Origin of the sequence: Methyloversatilis discipulorum (assembly GCF_000385375.1) — a bacterium.
Classification (GTDB): Bacteria; Pseudomonadota; Gammaproteobacteria; order Burkholderiales; family Rhodocyclaceae; genus Methyloversatilis; species Methyloversatilis discipulorum_A.
On record NZ_ARVV01000001.1, the window covers coordinates 497,519 to 515,676 of the forward strand.

At 64.3% G+C, this 18,158-nt stretch carries 20 protein-coding genes; 13 read left to right on the top strand and 7 right to left on the bottom strand.

All coding sequences use genetic code 11. From position 1 onward, the window contains the following. Positions 1–10: 10 nt before the first annotated feature. The 5 genes from METRZ18153_RS0102335 to METRZ18153_RS0102355 all read right to left on the bottom strand — a co-directional run bounded on the left by METRZ18153_RS0102335 (position 11) and on the right by METRZ18153_RS0102355 (position 5,177). Positions 11–1,588: an ArnT family glycosyltransferase gene (locus tag METRZ18153_RS0102335; RefSeq protein ID WP_020163224.1), complete on the bottom strand. Its 1,578-nt coding sequence runs from the start codon at positions 1,586–1,588 to the stop codon at positions 11–13. Between the two features lie 119 nt (positions 1,589–1,707). Beyond that, positions 1,708–2,253, bottom strand: a complete 546-nt coding sequence (locus tag METRZ18153_RS0102340) for a PEPxxWA-CTERM sorting domain-containing protein (RefSeq protein ID WP_020163225.1) — start codon at positions 2,251–2,253, stop codon at positions 1,708–1,710. A gap of 790 nt (positions 2,254–3,043) precedes the next feature. After that, positions 3,044–3,814, bottom strand: a complete 771-nt coding sequence (locus METRZ18153_RS0102345; protein WP_020163226.1) for a ChbG/HpnK family deacetylase — start codon at positions 3,812–3,814, stop codon at positions 3,044–3,046. After that, positions 3,811–4,194 (bottom strand): GtrA family protein, encoded by a 384-nt coding sequence (locus tag METRZ18153_RS0102350; protein WP_020163227.1) that lies wholly within the window; start codon positions 4,192–4,194, stop codon positions 3,811–3,813. Before METRZ18153_RS0102350 ends, METRZ18153_RS0102345 begins: the two co-directional genes overlap by 4 nt. Further along, positions 4,194–5,177, bottom strand: a complete 984-nt coding sequence (locus tag METRZ18153_RS0102355) for a glycosyltransferase family 2 protein (RefSeq protein WP_020163228.1) — start codon at positions 5,175–5,177, stop codon at positions 4,194–4,196. Before METRZ18153_RS0102355 ends, METRZ18153_RS0102350 begins: the two co-directional genes overlap by 1 nt. Before the next feature lie 290 nt (positions 5,178–5,467). On the opposite strand from METRZ18153_RS0102355, the gene METRZ18153_RS0102360 reads away from it, so the two are divergent. Further along, positions 5,468–6,307, top strand: coding sequence for a PEP-CTERM sorting domain-containing protein (locus METRZ18153_RS0102360; RefSeq protein WP_020163229.1), 840 nt, complete (start codon positions 5,468–5,470; stop codon positions 6,305–6,307). A gap of 453 nt (positions 6,308–6,760) precedes the next feature. Here the strand turns inward: METRZ18153_RS0102360 and METRZ18153_RS0102365 are convergent, their stop codons facing one another. After that, complete coding sequence (locus tag METRZ18153_RS0102365; protein ID WP_029143495.1) at positions 6,761–7,165, bottom strand: group II truncated hemoglobin; 405 nt, start codon at positions 7,163–7,165, stop codon at positions 6,761–6,763. 192 nt (positions 7,166–7,357) lie between these two features. After that, positions 7,358–9,067 (bottom strand): ABC transporter ATP-binding protein, encoded by a 1,710-nt coding sequence (locus tag METRZ18153_RS0102370; RefSeq protein WP_020163231.1) that lies wholly within the window; start codon positions 9,065–9,067, stop codon positions 7,358–7,360. A gap of 244 nt (positions 9,068–9,311) precedes the next feature. Here METRZ18153_RS0102370 and METRZ18153_RS0102375 point away from each other — a divergent pair, with 244 nt between their 5' ends. The 12 genes from METRZ18153_RS0102375 to METRZ18153_RS0102425 all read left to right on the top strand — a co-directional run bounded on the left by METRZ18153_RS0102375 (position 9,312) and on the right by METRZ18153_RS0102425 (position 18,074). Next, on the top strand, positions 9,312–9,746 hold the full coding sequence (locus tag METRZ18153_RS0102375) for a DUF3806 domain-containing protein (protein ID WP_020163232.1): 435 nt from the start codon (positions 9,312–9,314) through the stop codon (positions 9,744–9,746). A gap of 76 nt (positions 9,747–9,822) precedes the next feature. Next, complete coding sequence (locus METRZ18153_RS20755) at positions 9,823–10,287, top strand: hypothetical protein (RefSeq protein ID WP_157257175.1); 465 nt, start codon at positions 9,823–9,825, stop codon at positions 10,285–10,287. A gap of 1,202 nt (positions 10,288–11,489) precedes the next feature. Beyond that, positions 11,490–11,909, top strand: a complete 420-nt coding sequence (locus METRZ18153_RS20760; protein ID WP_157257176.1) for a hypothetical protein — start codon at positions 11,490–11,492, stop codon at positions 11,907–11,909. Positions 11,910–12,033: 124 nt separating this feature from the next. Further along, a complete protein-coding gene (locus tag METRZ18153_RS0102390) occupies positions 12,034–12,450 on the top strand; it encodes a hypothetical protein (protein ID WP_020163235.1) in 417 nt (138 codons plus the stop codon). A gap of 166 nt (positions 12,451–12,616) precedes the next feature. After that, entirely contained in the window at positions 12,617–14,155 is a 1,539-nt protein-coding gene (locus METRZ18153_RS0102395; RefSeq protein WP_020162865.1) for a transposase, read from the top strand. A gap of 229 nt (positions 14,156–14,384) precedes the next feature. Further along, on the top strand, positions 14,385–14,690 hold the full coding sequence (locus METRZ18153_RS20765; protein WP_157257177.1) for a hypothetical protein: 306 nt from the start codon (positions 14,385–14,387) through the stop codon (positions 14,688–14,690). Continuing rightward, the gene (locus tag METRZ18153_RS0102400; RefSeq protein WP_020163236.1) at positions 14,687–15,034 is read left to right on the top strand and encodes a hypothetical protein; all 348 of its coding nucleotides are present in this window, start codon (positions 14,687–14,689) and stop codon (positions 15,032–15,034) included. The genes METRZ18153_RS20765 and METRZ18153_RS0102400 overlap by 4 nt, the downstream gene beginning before the upstream one ends. Before the next feature lie 101 nt (positions 15,035–15,135). Continuing rightward, on the top strand, positions 15,136–15,627 hold the full coding sequence (locus METRZ18153_RS20770) for a hypothetical protein (RefSeq protein WP_157257178.1): 492 nt from the start codon (positions 15,136–15,138) through the stop codon (positions 15,625–15,627). Positions 15,628–16,665: 1,038 nt separating this feature from the next. Next, on the top strand, positions 16,666–16,824 hold the full coding sequence (locus METRZ18153_RS20955) for a hypothetical protein (protein WP_020163238.1): 159 nt from the start codon (positions 16,666–16,668) through the stop codon (positions 16,822–16,824). Between the two features lie 31 nt (positions 16,825–16,855). Next, complete coding sequence (locus METRZ18153_RS0102415; protein ID WP_020163239.1) at positions 16,856–17,221, top strand: hypothetical protein; 366 nt, start codon at positions 16,856–16,858, stop codon at positions 17,219–17,221. A gap of 63 nt (positions 17,222–17,284) precedes the next feature. After that, complete coding sequence (locus METRZ18153_RS0102420; protein ID WP_029143498.1) at positions 17,285–17,482, top strand: hypothetical protein; 198 nt, start codon at positions 17,285–17,287, stop codon at positions 17,480–17,482. 145 nt (positions 17,483–17,627) lie between these two features. Then, complete coding sequence (locus tag METRZ18153_RS0102425) at positions 17,628–18,074, top strand: GNAT family N-acetyltransferase (RefSeq protein WP_232415945.1); 447 nt, start codon at positions 17,628–17,630, stop codon at positions 18,072–18,074. The last annotated feature ends 84 nt before the right edge of the window (positions 18,075–18,158 follow it).

Consider the following 18,158-nt stretch of genomic DNA (forward strand, 5'->3'; position numbering starts at 1 on the left):
AGCGCCCCGCTCAGCGCAACGGGCGGCGCAGTTCGGGCGGCAGCGCGCGGCGGTCCTTCACCACGGTCAGCGTCAGTTCGGCGCGCTCGACGCGCGCGATCTCGTCGCCGCGCAGCACTTCGTTGCAGCGCATGTGCGTGGTCGAAATGAAGAAGTCGGCCCGCACCCAGTCGCGGGTGACGATGTAGCGCTCGGCCGGCAGCCAGGCCTGTGCCTGCAGCGATTCGGCGCACACCGCTACCTGCCACGGTTCGGCCGGCGCCGGTTCGGCGTCGATGCGCGTGCGCAGCAGCGCCGCCGCCTCGCGCACGCCGTCCGACCAGTAATCGGTTTCCCAGCGGTCCGGTGCGCCGGCGAAGCCGCCGGCCAGCCGGTTGTAGTTCACGTAGTGATAGGGGGCGAGCCGCACCATGTCGTACAGCGGCACGGCGACGCCGGCCGCGCACAGCAGCGCGAAGGCGGCGGTCGTGGCCGGCCGCGCACGCGCACGGCGCCCGGCGGCGCACAGCCCGGCGGCTGCGATCACCGCCAGCGGCGGCAGCAGGAAGGTGAAGTGGCGGATGCCGTTGTACAGCGTCGGCCGGGTGGCCAGTGCGAGCGTCAGCGGCAGCAGCGCGGCGAGCAGCACCGGCAGCCAGCGCAGCCAGTCGATGCGTCGCCCCGCCGTCAGCGCGCCGGCGGCGGCGAGCAGCAGCCCGGCCAGCGCCAGTTCGGGCAGGCGGGCGGCGAGGTAGAGCGTCAGGTAGTGACGCGGCACCTCGCCTATCTTCATGACATCGCCGTCGAGCACCGTGTACAGGTCGAAAGTGAAGTGCGAGAAGGTGGTGAGTGCCTTGAACAGATTGCCGGGCGCCTGCACCGACCATGGCCAGAACAGCGCCATCAGCGCCAGCGCGACCGGCACGGCTGGCAGCAGGCTGGCGATCGAGCGCAGCAGGTGAATCGCGCGCGTGCGCAGACTGCCTGCCGACAGCGCGCTGACCGCGATCACGGTCAGCCCCAGCGCCATCACCGCGAACACCGCGCCGACGCGCAGTCCGAACGCACAGCCGATAGCCGCGCCCAATTGCAGCACGAGCGCCAGCGGCGGGCGCGGCATCAACGGAACAAGCCGCACGGTGCACAGCGTCGCCCACGCCATGCAGGCGGCGAAGGGGATGTCCTTGGTGTGCGTGAACAGTGCGCCGCTCCAGGCGCCGGTCAGCATCAGCAGCCCGACCGCGCTCAGCGCCGCCGCCTCACCGGTCAGCAGGCGCGCCGTGCGATACACGGCGAACAGGCCGCCGACGCCAAACAGCGCGGTCAGCAGATGCCGCAGATCCCACACATTCATCGCCGGCAGCAGCCGTTCGGCCGACGCGGCAAGCAGGTCGAACAGGCCGCCGTAGAGGTAGAGGTTCTTGTACTGGAAGGCCGCGAGCTCGATCAGACCGGAGCGGTAGTAATCGAGCAGCAGCCGGCCATAGACGTGCTGTACCTCCTCGTCATTGCTCAGACCGTGCTGGTCGAAGCACAGCAGGACGTAGACGGCGACCAGGGCGAACAGCAGGAGGGCAGGGGCGTTGCGGCGGAGGGCGGCTGAGGTCACGACAAGTGCGGGCTGTGGACGGCCGCCGGATAACGCGCGACCGCCTGCCGCGCTGACAGCGGACGCAAAAAGAAAACGCCCCGCGTTTGCGGGGCGTCGGTTCGACCCGAGGACTGCGCTCAGACGCGGCGACGGGCGATCGCGCCGATCACGCCCAGACCGGCGGCCAGCAGCGCCCAGCTCGCCGGCTCGGGCACCGGCAGCGGGCTGCCTGCGTACAGGATGGCGTGCGACAGGTTCTGCGCGTTGCCGCGGACGTTGGTTGCGATGCCGGCGGTGGTGTCGAAGCTCAGCGAGGTGACCGGGGCGGTCAGATCGAAGTAGTAGAAGCTGTGCTGATTGGCCGCCTTCAGGCCGATCACGATGCGGCCACTGACCGCGCTGTCGAAGTTCAGCGTGCCCGAGGTGGCGCCGCTCGGGTTGGACGAGAAAGGACCGAAACCCGTGCTGTCGGTCGAGCCGACGAAGGTCCAGCTGCCGCCGAAGGTGGTCGCGAGGAAGTCAGTTTCGGCCGTGGCGCCGTTGATGTTGTTTGGCCGCGCACCGACGCATGCGCTGGCGGCGACGCCGGAGAAACTGGTGTCGGCGCAGTCTTCGGCGCGGGCGCCGTTCATGGCCAGCAGCGCCAGCAGAGGCAGGGAGAATCGGGCGAGGGACTTCAGCATTTCATGGCTCCAGATCGCCGCGCAGCGACTGCCGCGCGATGGATTTGATGCTACGCAACATGGCTGCGGGCGGCCGGAAATAAGTCATGCAGGAAGTGACCGAAAGGTTACGTTTTGCATCGCACCATACGGAAGGGCGGTCAGGGAATGCTCACTGTGGGAGCGGCCTTGCCCGTGAAAGGGCAGTCGCAGTCTGCAGGCTTCGATACAGGCCGCCGTCGGGGTCAAGACCCCTCCCACACAACCCCGGCCCGGGCTCAGGCCGTGGATCGGGCGCTCATCCTGTAGGCGCGGCCTTGGCCGCGACGCGGCCGTCGTAGTCCGCCGGCTTCGATCGAGGCTGCCGTCGGGGTCAGAAGACCCCTCCCACAGAATCCGGGCTCCGGCCGTGGATCGGGCGGTCACCCTGTAGGAGCGGCCTTGGCCGCGACGCGGCTGTCGCGGTCCGTCGGCTTCGATACAGGTGGCTGTCGGGGTCAAAAGACCCCTCCCACACAACCCCGGCCCGGGCTCAGGCCGTGGATCGGGCGCTCATCCTGTAGGAGCGGCCTTGGCCGCGACGCGGCCGTCGTAGTCCGCCGGCTTCGATACAGGTGGCTGTCGGGGTCAGAAGACCCCTCCCACAGAATCCGGGCTCCGGCCGTGGATCGGGCGCTCACCCTGTAGGAGCGGCCTTGGCCGCGACGCGGCCGTCGCGGTCCGTCGGCTTCGATACAGGTGGCTGTCGGGGTCAGAAGACCCCTCCCACAAATTCCTCGCTCCGACCACGCGTCAGGCGCCGTCCCGGGTTTCAGCCGCCCAGCGCGCCCAGCTCCACGGCATTGGCGGCGAGCAGAGCCGGCAGCGTGTCGGATGCCAGCACGCTGTACTCGCGCACCCGCGCGGCGCCGATCGGGTCGCCCGGCAGTGCCTGCGTCGCCGGGTGCACCATCACCGCGTCGCCGTCGGCGGCGTTGCCGAGCCAGCCCGAAAGGCGCTGACGGTAGCCGGTGGCGTCGCCGTCGAAGCCATAGGCGCCGAGCAGTCGCGGCATCGCGCGGATGTGGGCGGCGAAGGCCAGGCGCTCCAGCGCGGCAGCGCCGAGTGCGGCGATGAACAGCGGCTTGGCGCCGTCGCCGATGCGCGCGCCGCTGATGCGCAGCCTGGGCAGGCGGCCGGCGTAGCGCGCGACCAGCACCTCGACCAGCGCTTCGCGGATCTGCGGCAGCTGGTGCACGTGCTGGTGGCCATCCACATAGTCCGGCGCACGGCCAGTCGCGTCCTCGAAAAGTGCGCACTGGGTGGCGATTTCGTCGCGCAGTGCGCTCGCATCGAGGCGGTGCGCGAGGCTGGCGCCGATCAGCGGCCACAGGCCGCGGCGCAGCGGGCTGAATTCGGTGAAGTCGAGGTGCAGGCCAAAGCTGCCCGCGGTACCGATGCGCGACGCCGCTGCCGGCCAGCCCGGTGCGCGCGTCATGCAGCCGGCACCGGACAGCCGGCCGTCCGCCATCAGCGCGAGGATGGCGTCGTCGACTGCGGCGTTGTAGCCGTAGTCGTCGGCGGTGAGATACACCGTCTTCACGCTGGCGAGTGCGCGAACGCCCAGTAGCGGCCGAGCAGCCAGGTGCTCAGCGCGACGAACACCAGCACGATGGCCAGCGCGACCCACAGCGGCAGCGGTGTGAAGCGCAGCAGCGCGGCGAGCATCAGCTGGTTGCCGACGAAGGCGGTACAGGACACCGCGAGCAGCCGCGGCAGCGCCTGCCGGTGCGGCGCCTGAGTGCCGGCGAAGGACAGGTTGCGGTGGCCGAGGTAGCTCACCGGGAAGGCGCACACGAAGCCGACCAGATTGGACCACGCAGGGGCGATGCCGGTTGCCCAGTCCACGCCCAGCGTGACCAGATAGTGCGTCGCCGCTGCGCAGCCGCCGACGATCAGGAACAGCAGTACCGAGGCGCGCATCAGTCCTGCTGCCCGCTGCCGCGCACCACTTCGGCGACGATGTAGGGCGGGCGGCCCTTCACTTCGTCGTACACCCGCGCCAGGTATTCGCCAAGGATGCCGATGAACAGCAGCTGCACACCGGAGAAGAACATGATGCTGACCACCACGGTGGGCCAGCCGGGCACGTCGACGCCGAACAGCAGCTTTTCGATCACCTCGTACAGGCCGTAGGCGAAGGCCACCGTCGACAGCAGCAGGCCGATCAGGCTGGCCATGCGCAGCGGCAGCACCGAGAAACTGGTGAGGCCGGTCCACGCCAGGCGCATCAGGTTGAGCCGGTTGAAGGTGGTCATGCCGGCGGTGCGCGGCAGCGGCGTGTAGGGGATGCCGATCGAGCGGAAGCCGACCCAGGCGTACATGCCCTTCATGAAGCGCTGGCGCTCGGGCAGCGCGAGCAGGGCGTCGACGACACGCCGGTCCATCAGCCGGAAATCGCCGGCGTTCGGCGGAATGTCCAGCCGGCCGCTCGCATTCATCATGCGGTAGAACAGTTTCGAGCCGAGGCGGTTGAACAGGCCCTGCTCGGCGCGGTCGGCGCGCACCGCATAGACCATGTCCCAGCCTTCGCGCCAGTACGCAAGCATGGTTCCAAGCAGGTCGGCCGAGTGCTGGCCGTCGGCGTCCATGCACACCACGACGTCGCCGCGCGCGTGCTGCAGGCCGGCCGAGATCGCCGCCTCCTTGCCGAAATTGCGCGAGAAGCGCACCAGCGTGACCGGCAGACGCTCAGCGCTGTCGGCGGCGATCTGCGCGGTGGCGTCGCGGCTGCCGTCGTCGACGACGACGATTTCATAGTGCGGCACCAGCGCGGCCAGATGGCGCGCAATCATGTCCAGCGTGCTGGCGAGCGCACCGGCCTCGTTGTAAGCCGGCACCACGACGCTGAGTACGGGCGCGGTGGTGCGCGCGGAAGAGTGCGGCGGTGGGGTGGTCTGGTTCATCGTGTTGTGGGCGCTCCGGCAGTCGCCGACTGCCGGTGTGCAGAGCGGCGCGGCGCCGGCAACGGCGTGCAGTGTATCGGTTGAAGTATCTGTCGGTGCGCTTTACAGCATGGGTACGAATCGTTCGCGCACACATTGTGACAATCACAAGACATTGACGCGAAAGCGTTTCCGGGTTTCTGGCACAGCGGTTGCTGAAAGCGCCGTCACGCGCCGAACGGCGCCCATGCAGGCCGGAAACGCCCGAGCACATCCGCCTGCCGACACGACAACACTAAACGAGACAAGCGATGACCTTCCCGACTCATTTCCTGAATCTGATTGCACGCTCCGCCGCGGCTCTGTCACTGGCGTTTGTTGCGTCGCATGCCGGCGCAGCCGTGATTGCGCAGGATGGCTTCCAGTCCTACTCGACCGGCGCGCTGAACGGCGCCAACGGCGGCTCTGGCTGGGGTGGCGCGTGGAGCGCGACCGGCAACGCCAACGTCGTCGATCCGGCCGCCAACCTGTCCGGCAATCGTGCGCTGGCCCTGACCGGCAACGCAAGCAACGCCGCCGTGCGCACGCTGGCTTCGTCCTTCAGCGGCGACAGCCTGTTCGTGAGTTTCCTGATCCAGGCCGACCGCGGCAGCTCGATCGACCGCAACGACTTCATGGGCCTGTGGCTGGATCTGGGCACCAACAACGGCGGCGCCAATCGCCCGAACATCGGCGTCAAGGGCAACCAGGACAGCACCAGCGCCACCAACGACATCTTCGCCCGCACCACGGGCACCAATGGCAGCTATGCACCGGACAGCAATCTCGACGTGCTCGACACCTATCTCGTGGTCGGCCACCTGTACCGCAATGCAGCTGGCAACTACACGAACTTCGACCTGTGGCTGAACCCGACCGTCGACGACTTCCTGTCGCCGGACGCGAGCTTCACCGGTAACGCCGGCATTTCGGCGATCGATCGCGTGGGCATCCGCCTCGCCAACCTGGACAGCGGCGACCGCATCCTGATCGACAACCTGCGGCTGTCGACCACCTTCCAAGAGGCGACGGCCATCCCGGAGCCGGGCGTGCTTGGCCTGCTGGGTCTTGGCCTGGCCGGTCTGGCGTTCGCGCGCCGTCGCAACACCTGAGCGCTCCGGCGCTCGCTTCAGGGGGCTGCCGCGGCAGCCCCTTTTTCGTTCACGCACGGGCCGAGGCGCAGCGAGGGCGGTGTCCTGATTCCGGCTTTGGCGGGCGATTCGAGGCGGCGCGATCTCGGCGCTGGTGTCGCTCTCGCAGGGAGACGGGCGCCAGATCTCCGCCGGCGGGGCCGGAACGCGGGGTCTGTGGGAGGGGGCCTCTGTCCCCGACCGCGGCCTTGTATCGAAGCCAGCGATCTGCAGCGGCCGTGTCGCGGCCAAGGCCGCTCCCACAGAGGTTGCGTCTGACCCGCGGCCCGAGCTAGAGCCGGAGCTTTGTGGGAGGGGTCTTCTGACCCCGACAGCGGCTTGTATCGGAGCCGGCGGACTGCGCCGGCCGTGTCGCGGTCGGAAGACCGCGCCTACAGCGGGCTTCCGGCCCGCGGCGCAGGGTCCGCTGCGCGGTCAGTCGCGGTTCTTCAGCGCCTCGGCGGCGCGGGTGAAGTGCTGCATCAGCCGCACACCGACGTCGGTCGGGATGCCCGTCGCCTCGATCGCATGCACCATGCAGCGCAGCCAGGACACGACTTCCGCCTGGCCGATGGCGACGTGCGCATGCATCTGCCGCAGATTCGAGTGGCCCATGCGTTCGGCGTAGTAGCGCGGGCCGCCGAGGAAGCCGCACAGGAACTCGAACTGCGCCTCGCGCAGATGGGCGACGCCGAAACCTTCCTGGTGCAGCTTGTGTACCGGCTCACCGTCCGGGTGGGTTTCGACGATGTCGTAGAAGGCATTGACCAGCCGGCGCAGCGGCTCTTCGCCGCCGATCTGCTGGAACATGCTCGGCGGCTTCATCGACGGGGCGTTCATCTTCTTCCCATGTACGGATGTCGTTGCGGGTCGTGGGCGCAGCGTCGCGAAGCACCGCGTTGCCGCATGGAGGTCAGTGCAGTTTTCCCTCTGACGGCACAGTCGGAACACCGCGCCCACGGACCGAAGGATTGCGCCGCGGCGGTGCCGGCGCAATACCGCATAGGAGGTAGTCGGCGCTGTCCACAGGAACTATGCCGGCGCCGGAGCATGCGCATGGAATGCGCCGTCACCGGTCAGGCGGCCGGCGTCCATCGTGAGCACGCGCCCCATGCGCTCGAAGGCGCGCGGGCGGTGCGCGATCAGGATGACGGTGCGGCCGGGCGCGTGCTCGCTCATCAGCGCGTCGATCACGCGCGCCTCGGTGTCGGCGTCGAGTGCCGACGTCGCCTCGTCCAGCAGCAGCACCGGTGCGTCGCGCAGCACCGCGCGCGCGATGCCGACGCGCTGTCGCTGGCCGCCGGACAGGCTGTGCCCCTTCTCGCCGACCGGGCTGTCCAGGCCCTCGGGCAGCAGCGCGATCACGTCGTCGAGCTGGGCGATGCGGCAGGCGCGCAGCACGTCCACCATGCTCACCTCGCGGCCCAGCGTCAGGTTCTCCAGCAAGGACAGGCTGAACAGCTCTGTTTCCTGCGGCACTACCGCGATCTGGTGCAGCAGCGCCTCGTGCCGGATGTCGGCCAGCGGCACGCCATCGACGGTGAGCCGGCCCGATTCCGGCGGGTAGAGCGCCAGCAGCAGCTTCACCAGCGTGCTCTTGCCCGAACCCGAGCGCCCGGCGATGCCGACGTGCTCGCCGCGCGCGATGCGGAAGTCCAGTGGCCCGAGCACGCGCCGGCCGTCGTGCGCGAAAGTGAGCGCTTCGGCCTGCAGCGCGCGCCAGTCGGCCGGCCAGTCCTGCGTGCCGTGCTGGCTGGGCTGCGGCGCGAACAGCGGCATCATGCGGCCGAGGTTGGAAGTGCGTTCGATCATCGTCTGCACGCGGTCGGTCATGTCCATCGACGCTTCGCGCAGCGTGTTGAAGTAGGCGCTGTAGGTGAGCACCAGGCCAACCGACAATCCTCCTTCCATCACGCCCCAGGCCACGCCGAAGATGTAGATCGCCCAGGCCAGCGCGGTGTGTAGCTGGAACAGCATCCACTTCGTATTGGTGAGGCGCAGCCGGCGGTAGGCGAAGTCGCGCGCCGCGCGTTCGCGGTCGGCCACGCGGGCCGTCATGTCGGCGCCTGCGTTCATCGCCTTTACGGACAGGATGTTGGCCGCGCTCTCAACGAAGCTGCCGCTGGCGTTCTCCATCGACGCGTTGATCTGGTCAGACAGCCGCGCGATGCGGCGGTAGAAATACCACTCGATGAAGCCGAGCACGCCGCAGTAGTAGAGGAAGAAGAACACCGTCGCCGGATGCAGCAGCATGCAGGCGATCAGCGCGCCGAAGAAGGCGCCGCTGGCGGTGAGCAGCGCATTGACCAGTTCGCTGGTCCAGTCGCGCACCGCGTCCGCCCCGGTGATCACCCGCTGCGCCTTGTTGCCGGTGCTTTCCTTCTGGTGCCAGGCCAGCGAGAAATCGAGCAGCCGCTCGAAGCCCCACACCTTGGCGCGCATGCGCGCATCGATGGCCATGCGCCCGATTACCCGCTTGGTCGACAGCCGCACCAGCGCCACGCAGGCATGCGCCACGCCCAGCGTGGCCACCAGCGTGTACAGCGGCGCCAGACTGTCACCGCGCTGCCAGCCGAGCAGGAAATCCGCCACCCGCCCAATCAGGTAGGGCGGCAGCATCGGGTAGAACTGCACCACGCCCAGCACGCAGATGAAGAACAGGTAGCGGCGGCGGTCGGCTTCAAGAAAGAAGGCGATCGCGCGCGGGACGTCGGTCAGACGGAAGGCGGGTGGGGCGGACATGGCGGGGCGGCGAGGGTGAGCCGCACATTATCGCGGGTCGCTGGGGCGATGGCGTACAGCGATCTGCGTCGGTCGAAAGGTCGATTGCCGTGTAACACCGCAGATGAGAGGCTCCGATAAACGGACTGCGGCAGTAACGCGATGAAAACAGTAAGGAATCAGCTGCGTTGTCCGCTGGAATATCACGCAGGCTTCTGGAATATCCATCAATTTTAATGTCTACATCACGTTCGGCGTCATTGGCATGAACTCAGATCAGAGATTCCGCGATCTCACCGATGAGGATCGCAAGTGGTTATCCGATCAACGCTCAAGAGTTGAACAACTACTTGACGGTAACCCCGATGCGCAGCGCAAATATCAAACATCGGCAGGAAAGCTCGGCACCATTCGTGCCGTCCTTGAGGGTGGAATCTTCCGAGCCGACCAGACGTTTGAACTGCAGGGCCTCGGCATCATCCTCGGAGACGCTATCTCGGCTGAGATGGGCGTAGATTGGAAGATGGTCGAAGATCAGTACGGAACAAGTCCATGTTTGGCCCTGAAAGGCACCTCGGTTGTCCTGTACCCGCAGACCATGATCTCAAAACGTGTGGAGCGTGGCGAAACAGTCGACGTCTTCAATCTCTTCAACTGGCTTTGTAGCCAGATAGATGAACTGAAAGCCAAAGAGTGCTGAAGTGACGCTGAACCCATCATTCCACCGGACCTGCGCAAGAAGCCGCGCAGTCCGGTGAATTCAAACGTTAGGCGCCATGGCAGAGCGCATCCATACCTACTTCTCTTATGACGGAGAGACCGATCTGCCCAAAGAGGGGATCGCCGATTTCCAAGGTAAGCCACACTACTTTTGGCTTAGTCAATGCTCTTCAGAGCCGCGTGCCGGCCTCTATGAGTTGGCGCCTATCGATGCGGAACTACTCGCGTTGGCACGCGAGAGAGAATCGATCTGGCATGAATGGGATCTCGCGTACCACGCGGGGAAAGTAGGACTGGCAACACACCCGATCCAGCCAGGCAACAGTCCTAGGTATGTCGAGCTAACGGCACAAATTGCTCAGCGCGCTGAAGTTATTCGTGCCACCACCCGCACTGCTATTGGTACTGTCAGCACATCGGCTGATTACCTCGACCGCATGCGACCGTTCGTTGGACAGAAATGGCCAGTTCCGGGCACCTACTCGCCTGAACTGGAGGTCGAGTGGCGCCACACACCGTGACGCCTAACCCTTCCATCGAGAGGACGTCACAAGGGCTGCGCCCTTGCGCCGCCTCTCATGTCAAACGTTAGGCCTCACGTGAACCAGCCATCGCCACCACCCGAGCGACAAATCCTTGCTCTTCTCACTGGAAGAGCGTTTCAGTTGGCGTGCGAGTGGTCCGGAAAGACAACACTGGACGGCAGTGAGTACGCAAGCGTCTTCACGGTCGAACCTGAAGCCGTCCATGACTACGTTCTTCGCAACGGTATTCCTCGCGGCGCGTGGAGCGATCGACCAGGATCTCACGACGGTCTCTACATGGTTGAAGACCACGGGAAGTACACCGTGTACTACCAAGAACGCGGGATCACGTTCGATGAGTCATCCTTCAGTTCCAGGCGAGAGGCCGAGGTTGCATTGGTCAATCAACTGCTCGCTCACTCTGGCGCCGGCCTCTACGTCGCCCGCGGGAGGAGCAAGAATGCCGCCGCGAGACTGAAGCTCTCGGTGTCTCGGCTGTTGGGCCGCGGCACCGCGCAGTGAGGCCTAACCCTTCGCTCGAGTGGACGCGCTCCGGCATGGCACTTGGCCCGCGAGGCGCTGTGGTACATGTTGCGCCTCGCGGGCCAAGCGCCATGCCTGCGCGCGCCCCTCAGCTCAAACGTTAGGCCCAGCTAGAGACTACATGAACGCATTGACAGTCTTCCTCGCGGCGGCCGCCAGCCTAGGCCTGCCATCGCTCCTACAGACATCTACGCTCTTGGCCAGACTCTCTCGCGCAGCCTTTGCGCGACTGACGAAACAAAAAAATGGTGCAGTCGTTCCGGCCGTCGCCATACGATCCGGAAACGACGGAGCGGATAGAGACAGTCTCATGCAGCGCGGGCGAGTCCCAGATCTTGATCTCTCCGCTCGCTCGAGATTCGGATGGAATCGTCCTCTACGTATATGTGCATGGCACAACAGCAGACATCCCCAGCTTTCTTTAGGTCGGTGCTTCGCTAGGATCCGCGGTTTATGAGCTGGGCGATCCGTCTCACAAGCAGCCCGGCAGCATTGTCTTTCTCCTTGGAGAGAGTGAGTCAACGTTTGAGATACAGCACGAGAGCGGAAAGATTGTGTCCTTGGCTTGGTCGTTCTACAGCGGCTAGGCCTAACAATTCATTCAAGCCGACGCCGCTTCGCGGCGCGGCTTAATTCAGGTGTTAGGCCTCCACGACATGATTGCAATCGGAGCCGATTACGGTGGGCCAGAACTAAAAGACACTCTTCTTTGTCGAGCCATACAGAGAGTATCTGTCACGATTAAAGGCCTGCGCGAACCTTCGGCAACAATTCTCCTGAACCCCATATTTTGTGTTCCCGGTTCTGTTTCAGGTGACCTCCCGTTCGAGGGCATTCAGTATGGAAAATTTGATAAGAAAAAACCGTGCCTAGCAACCTTGGTTGCGGTTCCGGCGAAGAGAATCAACGAACGAGAATTGGTGCCATATTTGCTTAATGAATTGCATGGTTGCAATGCTATGGTCTTTGAGTTTTATCGCCAGAAAGGACTGGTCTTTCCTCTTCGAGATGCAGAGTCGCTACTTGCTATGGTTGCGGAATCACTAGAGGGTCGAAGCAATGAGCCAACGGCCTAACATGGCAGTCGAGCAGGACAGCCAAAAGCTGCGCTTTTGGTTCCCTACGCTTCGCTCCGGCTGCCTCTCACTTCTACGTTAGGCTGCACGAAATCGCTCAGAACCCTTGGTATGGAGCACCTTTGTGGATCAGGTTCACGAGAACGCAGCACAAGCAGTTAAGCAATTGGGAGCGCGCGTACAGGGTAGGCTCGACTACTCAGTTGCAAGTCTTCAAGCAGTCGAAGAACTCCTCAACGACGTAGCCAACAAGAAGGCCAGCATTAAGCCCGAGGCCGTTGAAGCCATCATCGAGTTGGTAGGTTGCTACATCCTCGAAGTTGGATATCGAGAGCACGGCGGCAAGTTCGCTTGGTATGAGAAAGGGCAACAGCCGGTTCTCATTGTTGGCGAGCCAACGTTTCACGTGGCCATGATGTCCTTTGACAAGGTTCGCGGTCGCGTTAATGGTGACCGCGCAGACAACATTCCGTTCTTCTATGAGGGGTTCACCGAGCGTGCGAAAGCTGCGGTTCCGGGCACAAGGGCCGTCTATGTGTAGCGAGTTGAAGCGCATGCAGCCTAACCCCTCCGTCAAGGGGACCGCTTGCGCTTACGCGCAACCGGCCCCTTACGTCGAACGTTGAGGCTGTAGAAAAACCCCTCCCCACCGTCACCCGTTCACATGCCGTTGTTATGATTCCGCATCGCCTCTACGGAGCCCCGCGATGCCGCGATTCAAGACACCCGACTACGGCCTGAAGTTGATCCCGGTCGATTTCGCGCAGCAGGTGCTGCCCGGCACCTTCGAGTTCGCACTCTGCCACCTGGTCGACAACGAACTCGATCTGTCTGCCCTGCGCGAGCGTTACACCAACGACGCAGGCGGCGCTCCGGCCTTCGATCCGGCCGTGCTGCTCAAGATCGTGCTGCTTGGTTACTCGCGCGGGCTGATCAGCTCCCGATCCATCGCCACTGCCTGCCGCACCAACGTGCTGTTCATGGCCGTCTCCGGCGATAGCGCGCCGCACTTCACAACCGTCGCGCACTTCGTCAGCAGTCTCGGCAATGAGGCCCAAGCGCTCTTCACCGAGGTGCTGCTGGTGTGCGACCGCGAAGGGCTGATCGGGCGCGAGCTCTTCGCCATCGACGGTGTGAAGCTGCCGTCGAACGCATCCAAGGCGAAGAGCGGCACCCGTGCCGATTTCGAGCGCGAGGCGGCGAAGATGGAAGCGGCCGTGCAGCGCATGATCTGTGAGCAGAAGGCGCGCGATGCCGCCGGCTGCGACGACGAGGCAGCCCGTGCGCAGCGCACCCGCGAAAGACTTTCAAGCGAAGCGGCAAAGATCCGAGACTGGCTTGCGCGCCACCCGGACGACCGACGCGGCGCCAAGGGCGCGGTTCGCCTCTCGAATCGTACCGACAACGAATCGGCCAAGATGGCCACCGCCAAGGGCGTGCTCCAGGGCTATACCGGCGTGGCCGCCGTCGATGCCGCCCACCAGATCGTGGTCAATGCGCAGGCGCACGGCACCGGATCGGAACAGGAACTGCTGCTGCCGGTGATCGACGCCTCTTCCGCTCAGCGCAGCCAGGACACCGCGATCTGCGCCGACGCGGGCTATCACTCCGAGAAGAACCTCGCCGAACTGGATAAGCGCGGCATTCCCGCGTGGGTGTGCGACAACGGCTACAGGCAGCGTGACCCCAGATACGCCGATCAGGCCAAGCACAAAGCGAAACCCGACACGCTGTGGGACAAGAGCGAGAAGGCGAAGGCAGCGCGCACCGCCGGCAAGAACAAGCCCTACGCCAACACCGACTTCACCGAAGCCGAGGACCGCAGCCACTGCCTGTGCCCAGCGGGCAAGCGCCTCTATCGCAACGGCGGTGAATGCACGATCAACGGCTACGCCGCCACCAAATACACCGGCGCCGCGCGCGACTGCGTGCCGTGCGAGCAGCGCAGCCGCTGCCTGCGCACGCCGGGCACAACGAAAGTGCGACAGGTCGCCTTCTTCCGCGGCAAGCGAGGCCCCACCGAATCACACACCGAGCGGATGAAGCGGCGCATCGATTCCACGGACGGCAAACGGATGATCGCTGCGCGGTTTGCCACCGTCGAGCCCGTGTTCGGCAACCTGCGGCACAACAAACGGCTCAGTCGCTTCACGCTGCGCGGGCGGGAGAAGGTGGATGGGCAGTGGAAGCTGTACTGCCTGGTGCACAACATCGAAAAGCTCGGGCACCATGGATACGCGAATTAGGTAAGCTGGCGGCAGAGACCGACGCCATTTCGAGCGCGTCGGGCAGCGGCCGGCGCTGACGTCAGGGGACGACGATGAAGCGAAGATCGAGAGACTGAAACGATGATGAACGACTTTGAGCCGGCGTGCGCCGGTCACAACCGCTTGCCCCGGAATGGGGTATTTCTACAGCGTCGTTAGACCGCAAGTGTCACTCATGACTCCACTACGAAAGAAGCGGCTTCTCTCCTTGTTCAAGCGCAAGCGGGTTCAGCCGTGCGTATGCGTGCGCGAGAGTGAGCCGCCATCCTCACGCTACGCCATCCGCGAGATCACCTTGACGGAGGACGGTGTCATCGTCGCCATCTCGCCGAATGCACTTTCTCCTAAAGCCAGTTCCTCTGCGGAACTGCGAGAGAAGCTCCTCCAGTTGCTTGCCGAGAATGGCGTTGAACATTTTCACTGCGGGGAAGCCGGCCGCCCGTTCACCAGGCCTGACATTGAGGCTTGGCTACGTGTCATCGGACAACCGGTGTTAAAGGTGCTCGAAAGATGAACGTCGCCCTGTGTCGCTACGCGAACGAGTGGCCTAACGTGCCTGTCACCTTTACGTTAGAGCGCAACCCAATGACGTCTCAGCTCTACCAGAAGGTCGTTGCACTTGAGTTACTTCTCAGGCAGCACGAAGAAAGCAACCGGATTCGAGGGGTCACCGCTACTCGCGAGGCGCTAGATCAAGGTGACCTTGAAGGAGCCAAGACTACCTATCGGGCCATGCTTGGTGGCGCTGGTAGTTTTGCCGACCTGAACTTCTGGCACGACGACTTCGAGACACGCCGAAAGCTGAACGAGCCGCTAGATAGTCTTCGGGATGGAATATGGGACGCCTTCGGTCTATGAGCGGGTTTCGCTTTAACCTTTCATTGCAGCGGGCCTACGCCAGCTTCGCTGACTGGACCGCTGTTAGGCCTCACAGTCTTCCCCCACGCATTCCATCGCCTATGAAGATCACCTCCGGACTCTTGCTTTCTGCATGCCTCATGTCATCAGCGTGCACGACAATGAACTACGCCACTTCGACAACACCTGCGTCGGTACAGGAAGAGTGGATACGGGAAGGCGTAACGATCTGGGGCGGTACTCGAATTTATTCAATTGGAAATCTCGAGTTTGGCCTCATGGCACGAGAGAACGACATGACATTTAAGGTTGACCCGGGTTCCACGTCAGTGAAGGTGTTCTACTATGCAAATCGCGGTAATGCCAATAGCCTTTTCTGGCAAACCGATCCGGTTTCACTTGATGTTTTGCTCAAGCCAAACGGGAGATATCAAGTCCAAGGTGTCTATGGCGAAACAACCGTTCGCTTCAAGATCGTTGATCTAGAGTCGAAGGTGGTTCTTGTTGAATCATCGGAAACGCAGGTTGTGCGGCGCCCGAACCCATTCATGCCAGGGCCATGGATCGTTCCTGTATTCGTTCCAGTCAAGTGAAGTCGCGAGTACCAGGGTGAGGCCTAACCCTTCGCTCGAGCCGACTCGCGTCGGCAAGCCGCCGCTCGCGGCTCAGCTTCAACGTCAGGCGTTTCAAGCCATGCCCGAAGACTTCAAGCGTGCAAGGAACCTGAAACAGACAACCAAGCTTGCCCGATCAAAGCAACTTGGGATCGACTCCCCGCGGGTCATCGAGGTTCAGCTTTGAAACAAGCGCATGAAGCAAGCGTGAAAGCTTCGGTCCGAACAAATGTCCTGTTTGTTTGCAGCCGAAACCAGTGGCGAAGTCCGACGGCGGAGCAGGTGTGGCGTAAGCATCCATCGCTCTCGGTCAGGTCTGGAGGAACAAGCCCGAATGCGAGGCACCCCGTCACCGCTGCCGACCTTTCATGGGCTCATGTGGTCTTCGTCATGGAAGAGAAGCACAAGTCCCGGCTAATGACTGAGTGCGGGCGAGTTCTCGAAAACAAGCCGATTCACGTCCTAGATATTCCGGACGAGTACCGGTACATGGATGCCGAGTTGGTCGAGCTGATTGAAAAGTCGGTGGGGGCGATTCTTGGACTCGAATAGCGGATGCTCTGTCCCGGTGTGCCCGCAAACGCCTTTGGGCGGCGGAGTTCAGCAGGCCGCGCCCGAGGCAGCGAGTGCGACGGTCAGCGAGATTGAAGTTGACTGCACTCCGCGCTTGCGTGGCGTCGGGACATCCTCCGAATCAGTAAAAAAGAGGGGGCCGGACAGAGCCCATGCAGTCGATGGGGACCGAACACGGATTGAACGAGGAAGCATGAAAGCGTGACCACCAGGTCGCTCCTGTTGCGCCTGACCGTCGCGCGATGAGGCAGCACGGTTTCCGCCCGTCCCACGTTGAGATCATTCATGTCTGCGCGCTGCCCACACTGCAATGCACGACTGTCCTGGCTGAGCCTGAAGCGCGCTTTCCGTTGCCCCTCGTGTGGCTCCGATCTCGCCGCAAGGACGTTCTGGCCCTGGCTTGCGACCATTGGGCTCTGGTCGCTCGCGGATATCCCGCTCCGGATGGCGATGCCGGTGGCCGAGGGCGCTGCGGCGTTTCTCGGCGTTGCCGTGAGGGCGAGTGCGAGCCTCGGCATCGGCTATGCCATCGCTTGTGTTGTCGTGGGCACTTTCAGCACCGTTTCGATGGCGAACACGGCATATGAGCGCACCGAGTCCTGAGCACGGTGCAGACCGTTCGATCGTGTCTGCAATGGGCGTGATGCTCGGCATTGCGCGGTGCGCAGCGCTGCTTGGCCTCGGTGTGGTTGGCCTGCTGTATCTGAACGACGCCTTCGTCAGCGCCTGGGTCGCAGGCGGACCGCCGGGGCCTCACAAGCTGGGCTGGGAGCGACGTTCCCTCGCTTCGTTCCTCTGGTCGCTCGCCGCCTTTGTGGCGGCGGTCGGCCTGTTTCGGGCGCTGGGTCGCCTTCCGCGCATCGGCACGCTGGCCTGGCTTCTGCTCGCGGTGGCGGCCGTTCTGGCGCTTGCCCCCTTCGTCGCACGCGAAATCCTGATCGATGCCTGTGTCGACAGGGGTGGCCGCTGGGTGCATGCGGCGCTCGAGTGTGAGCACTGAGCCTGGCGTATGCTTGACCGGCCACGCTGCGGGTACGCAGCAGCCGTTTGAGAGGAGCATTCCATGGGATTTCCTGGCATGAATCACGGGCTGTTCTTCCTGCCCTTTCTGGTGATCTTCGTCATTCCGGCCTGGCGCATCGTCAGCAAGGCCGGGTACAACGGCGCGTTCTCACTGCTGCTGCTCGTCCCCTTCGTCAACGTGATCGCGTTGTGGGTGTTCGCCTTTGCGGAGTGGCCGGCGCAGGGGCGCCGCGAATAGTCTGCGATGCTGTGCGGGTCGCCTGCGCACCGCCGTTTCGTGAAGGGGGCTGTCATGCACGATCCGCCCGACCGCGCGGTCGAACCGAGTCGATCTATTTGAAATGCGGATACGTGAAGCGCTTGAATCCGACCTCGATGCGCTGATGGCGGTGTTTGCCGCGGCGGTTCACGATCTTGCGGGCCGTGCCTATACCCGCGAACAGTGTCGCGCCTGGGCACCGCTGCCGCCGGATCCGGATGCCTGGCGCGCCCGCCTGTCGCGTCTGCATGCCCGGCTCGCGTGCGACGGTGATGAGGTGGCCGGTTTCATCGGCTACACGCATCAGGGTCACGTCGATCTGCTGTTCACGGCGCCGCAGCATGCGCGCCGGGGTGTGGCGTCCGCACTCTTCCGCGCGGCGTGCGCGGACCTCCGCCGCGCTGGCGCCGAGCGCGTCTTTGCCGAGGCCAGTCTGGCGGCGCGCCCATTCTTCGAGCGCCAGGGGCTGGCGGTCGTTGCCGAGGAGGTCGTGCTGCGCCAGGGCGAGGCATTGCGCCGCTTCCGCATGGAGGGCGCACTGCCATCTCCGCATGTTCCGACGGCGCCTTGAAGCGGTCTGAACCGGGCGCGGCAGAGCGGCGTCGGACCCTGAATGCCGGCGCACGATGAGCGGAGCCGTTCGCGCTATCCTCGG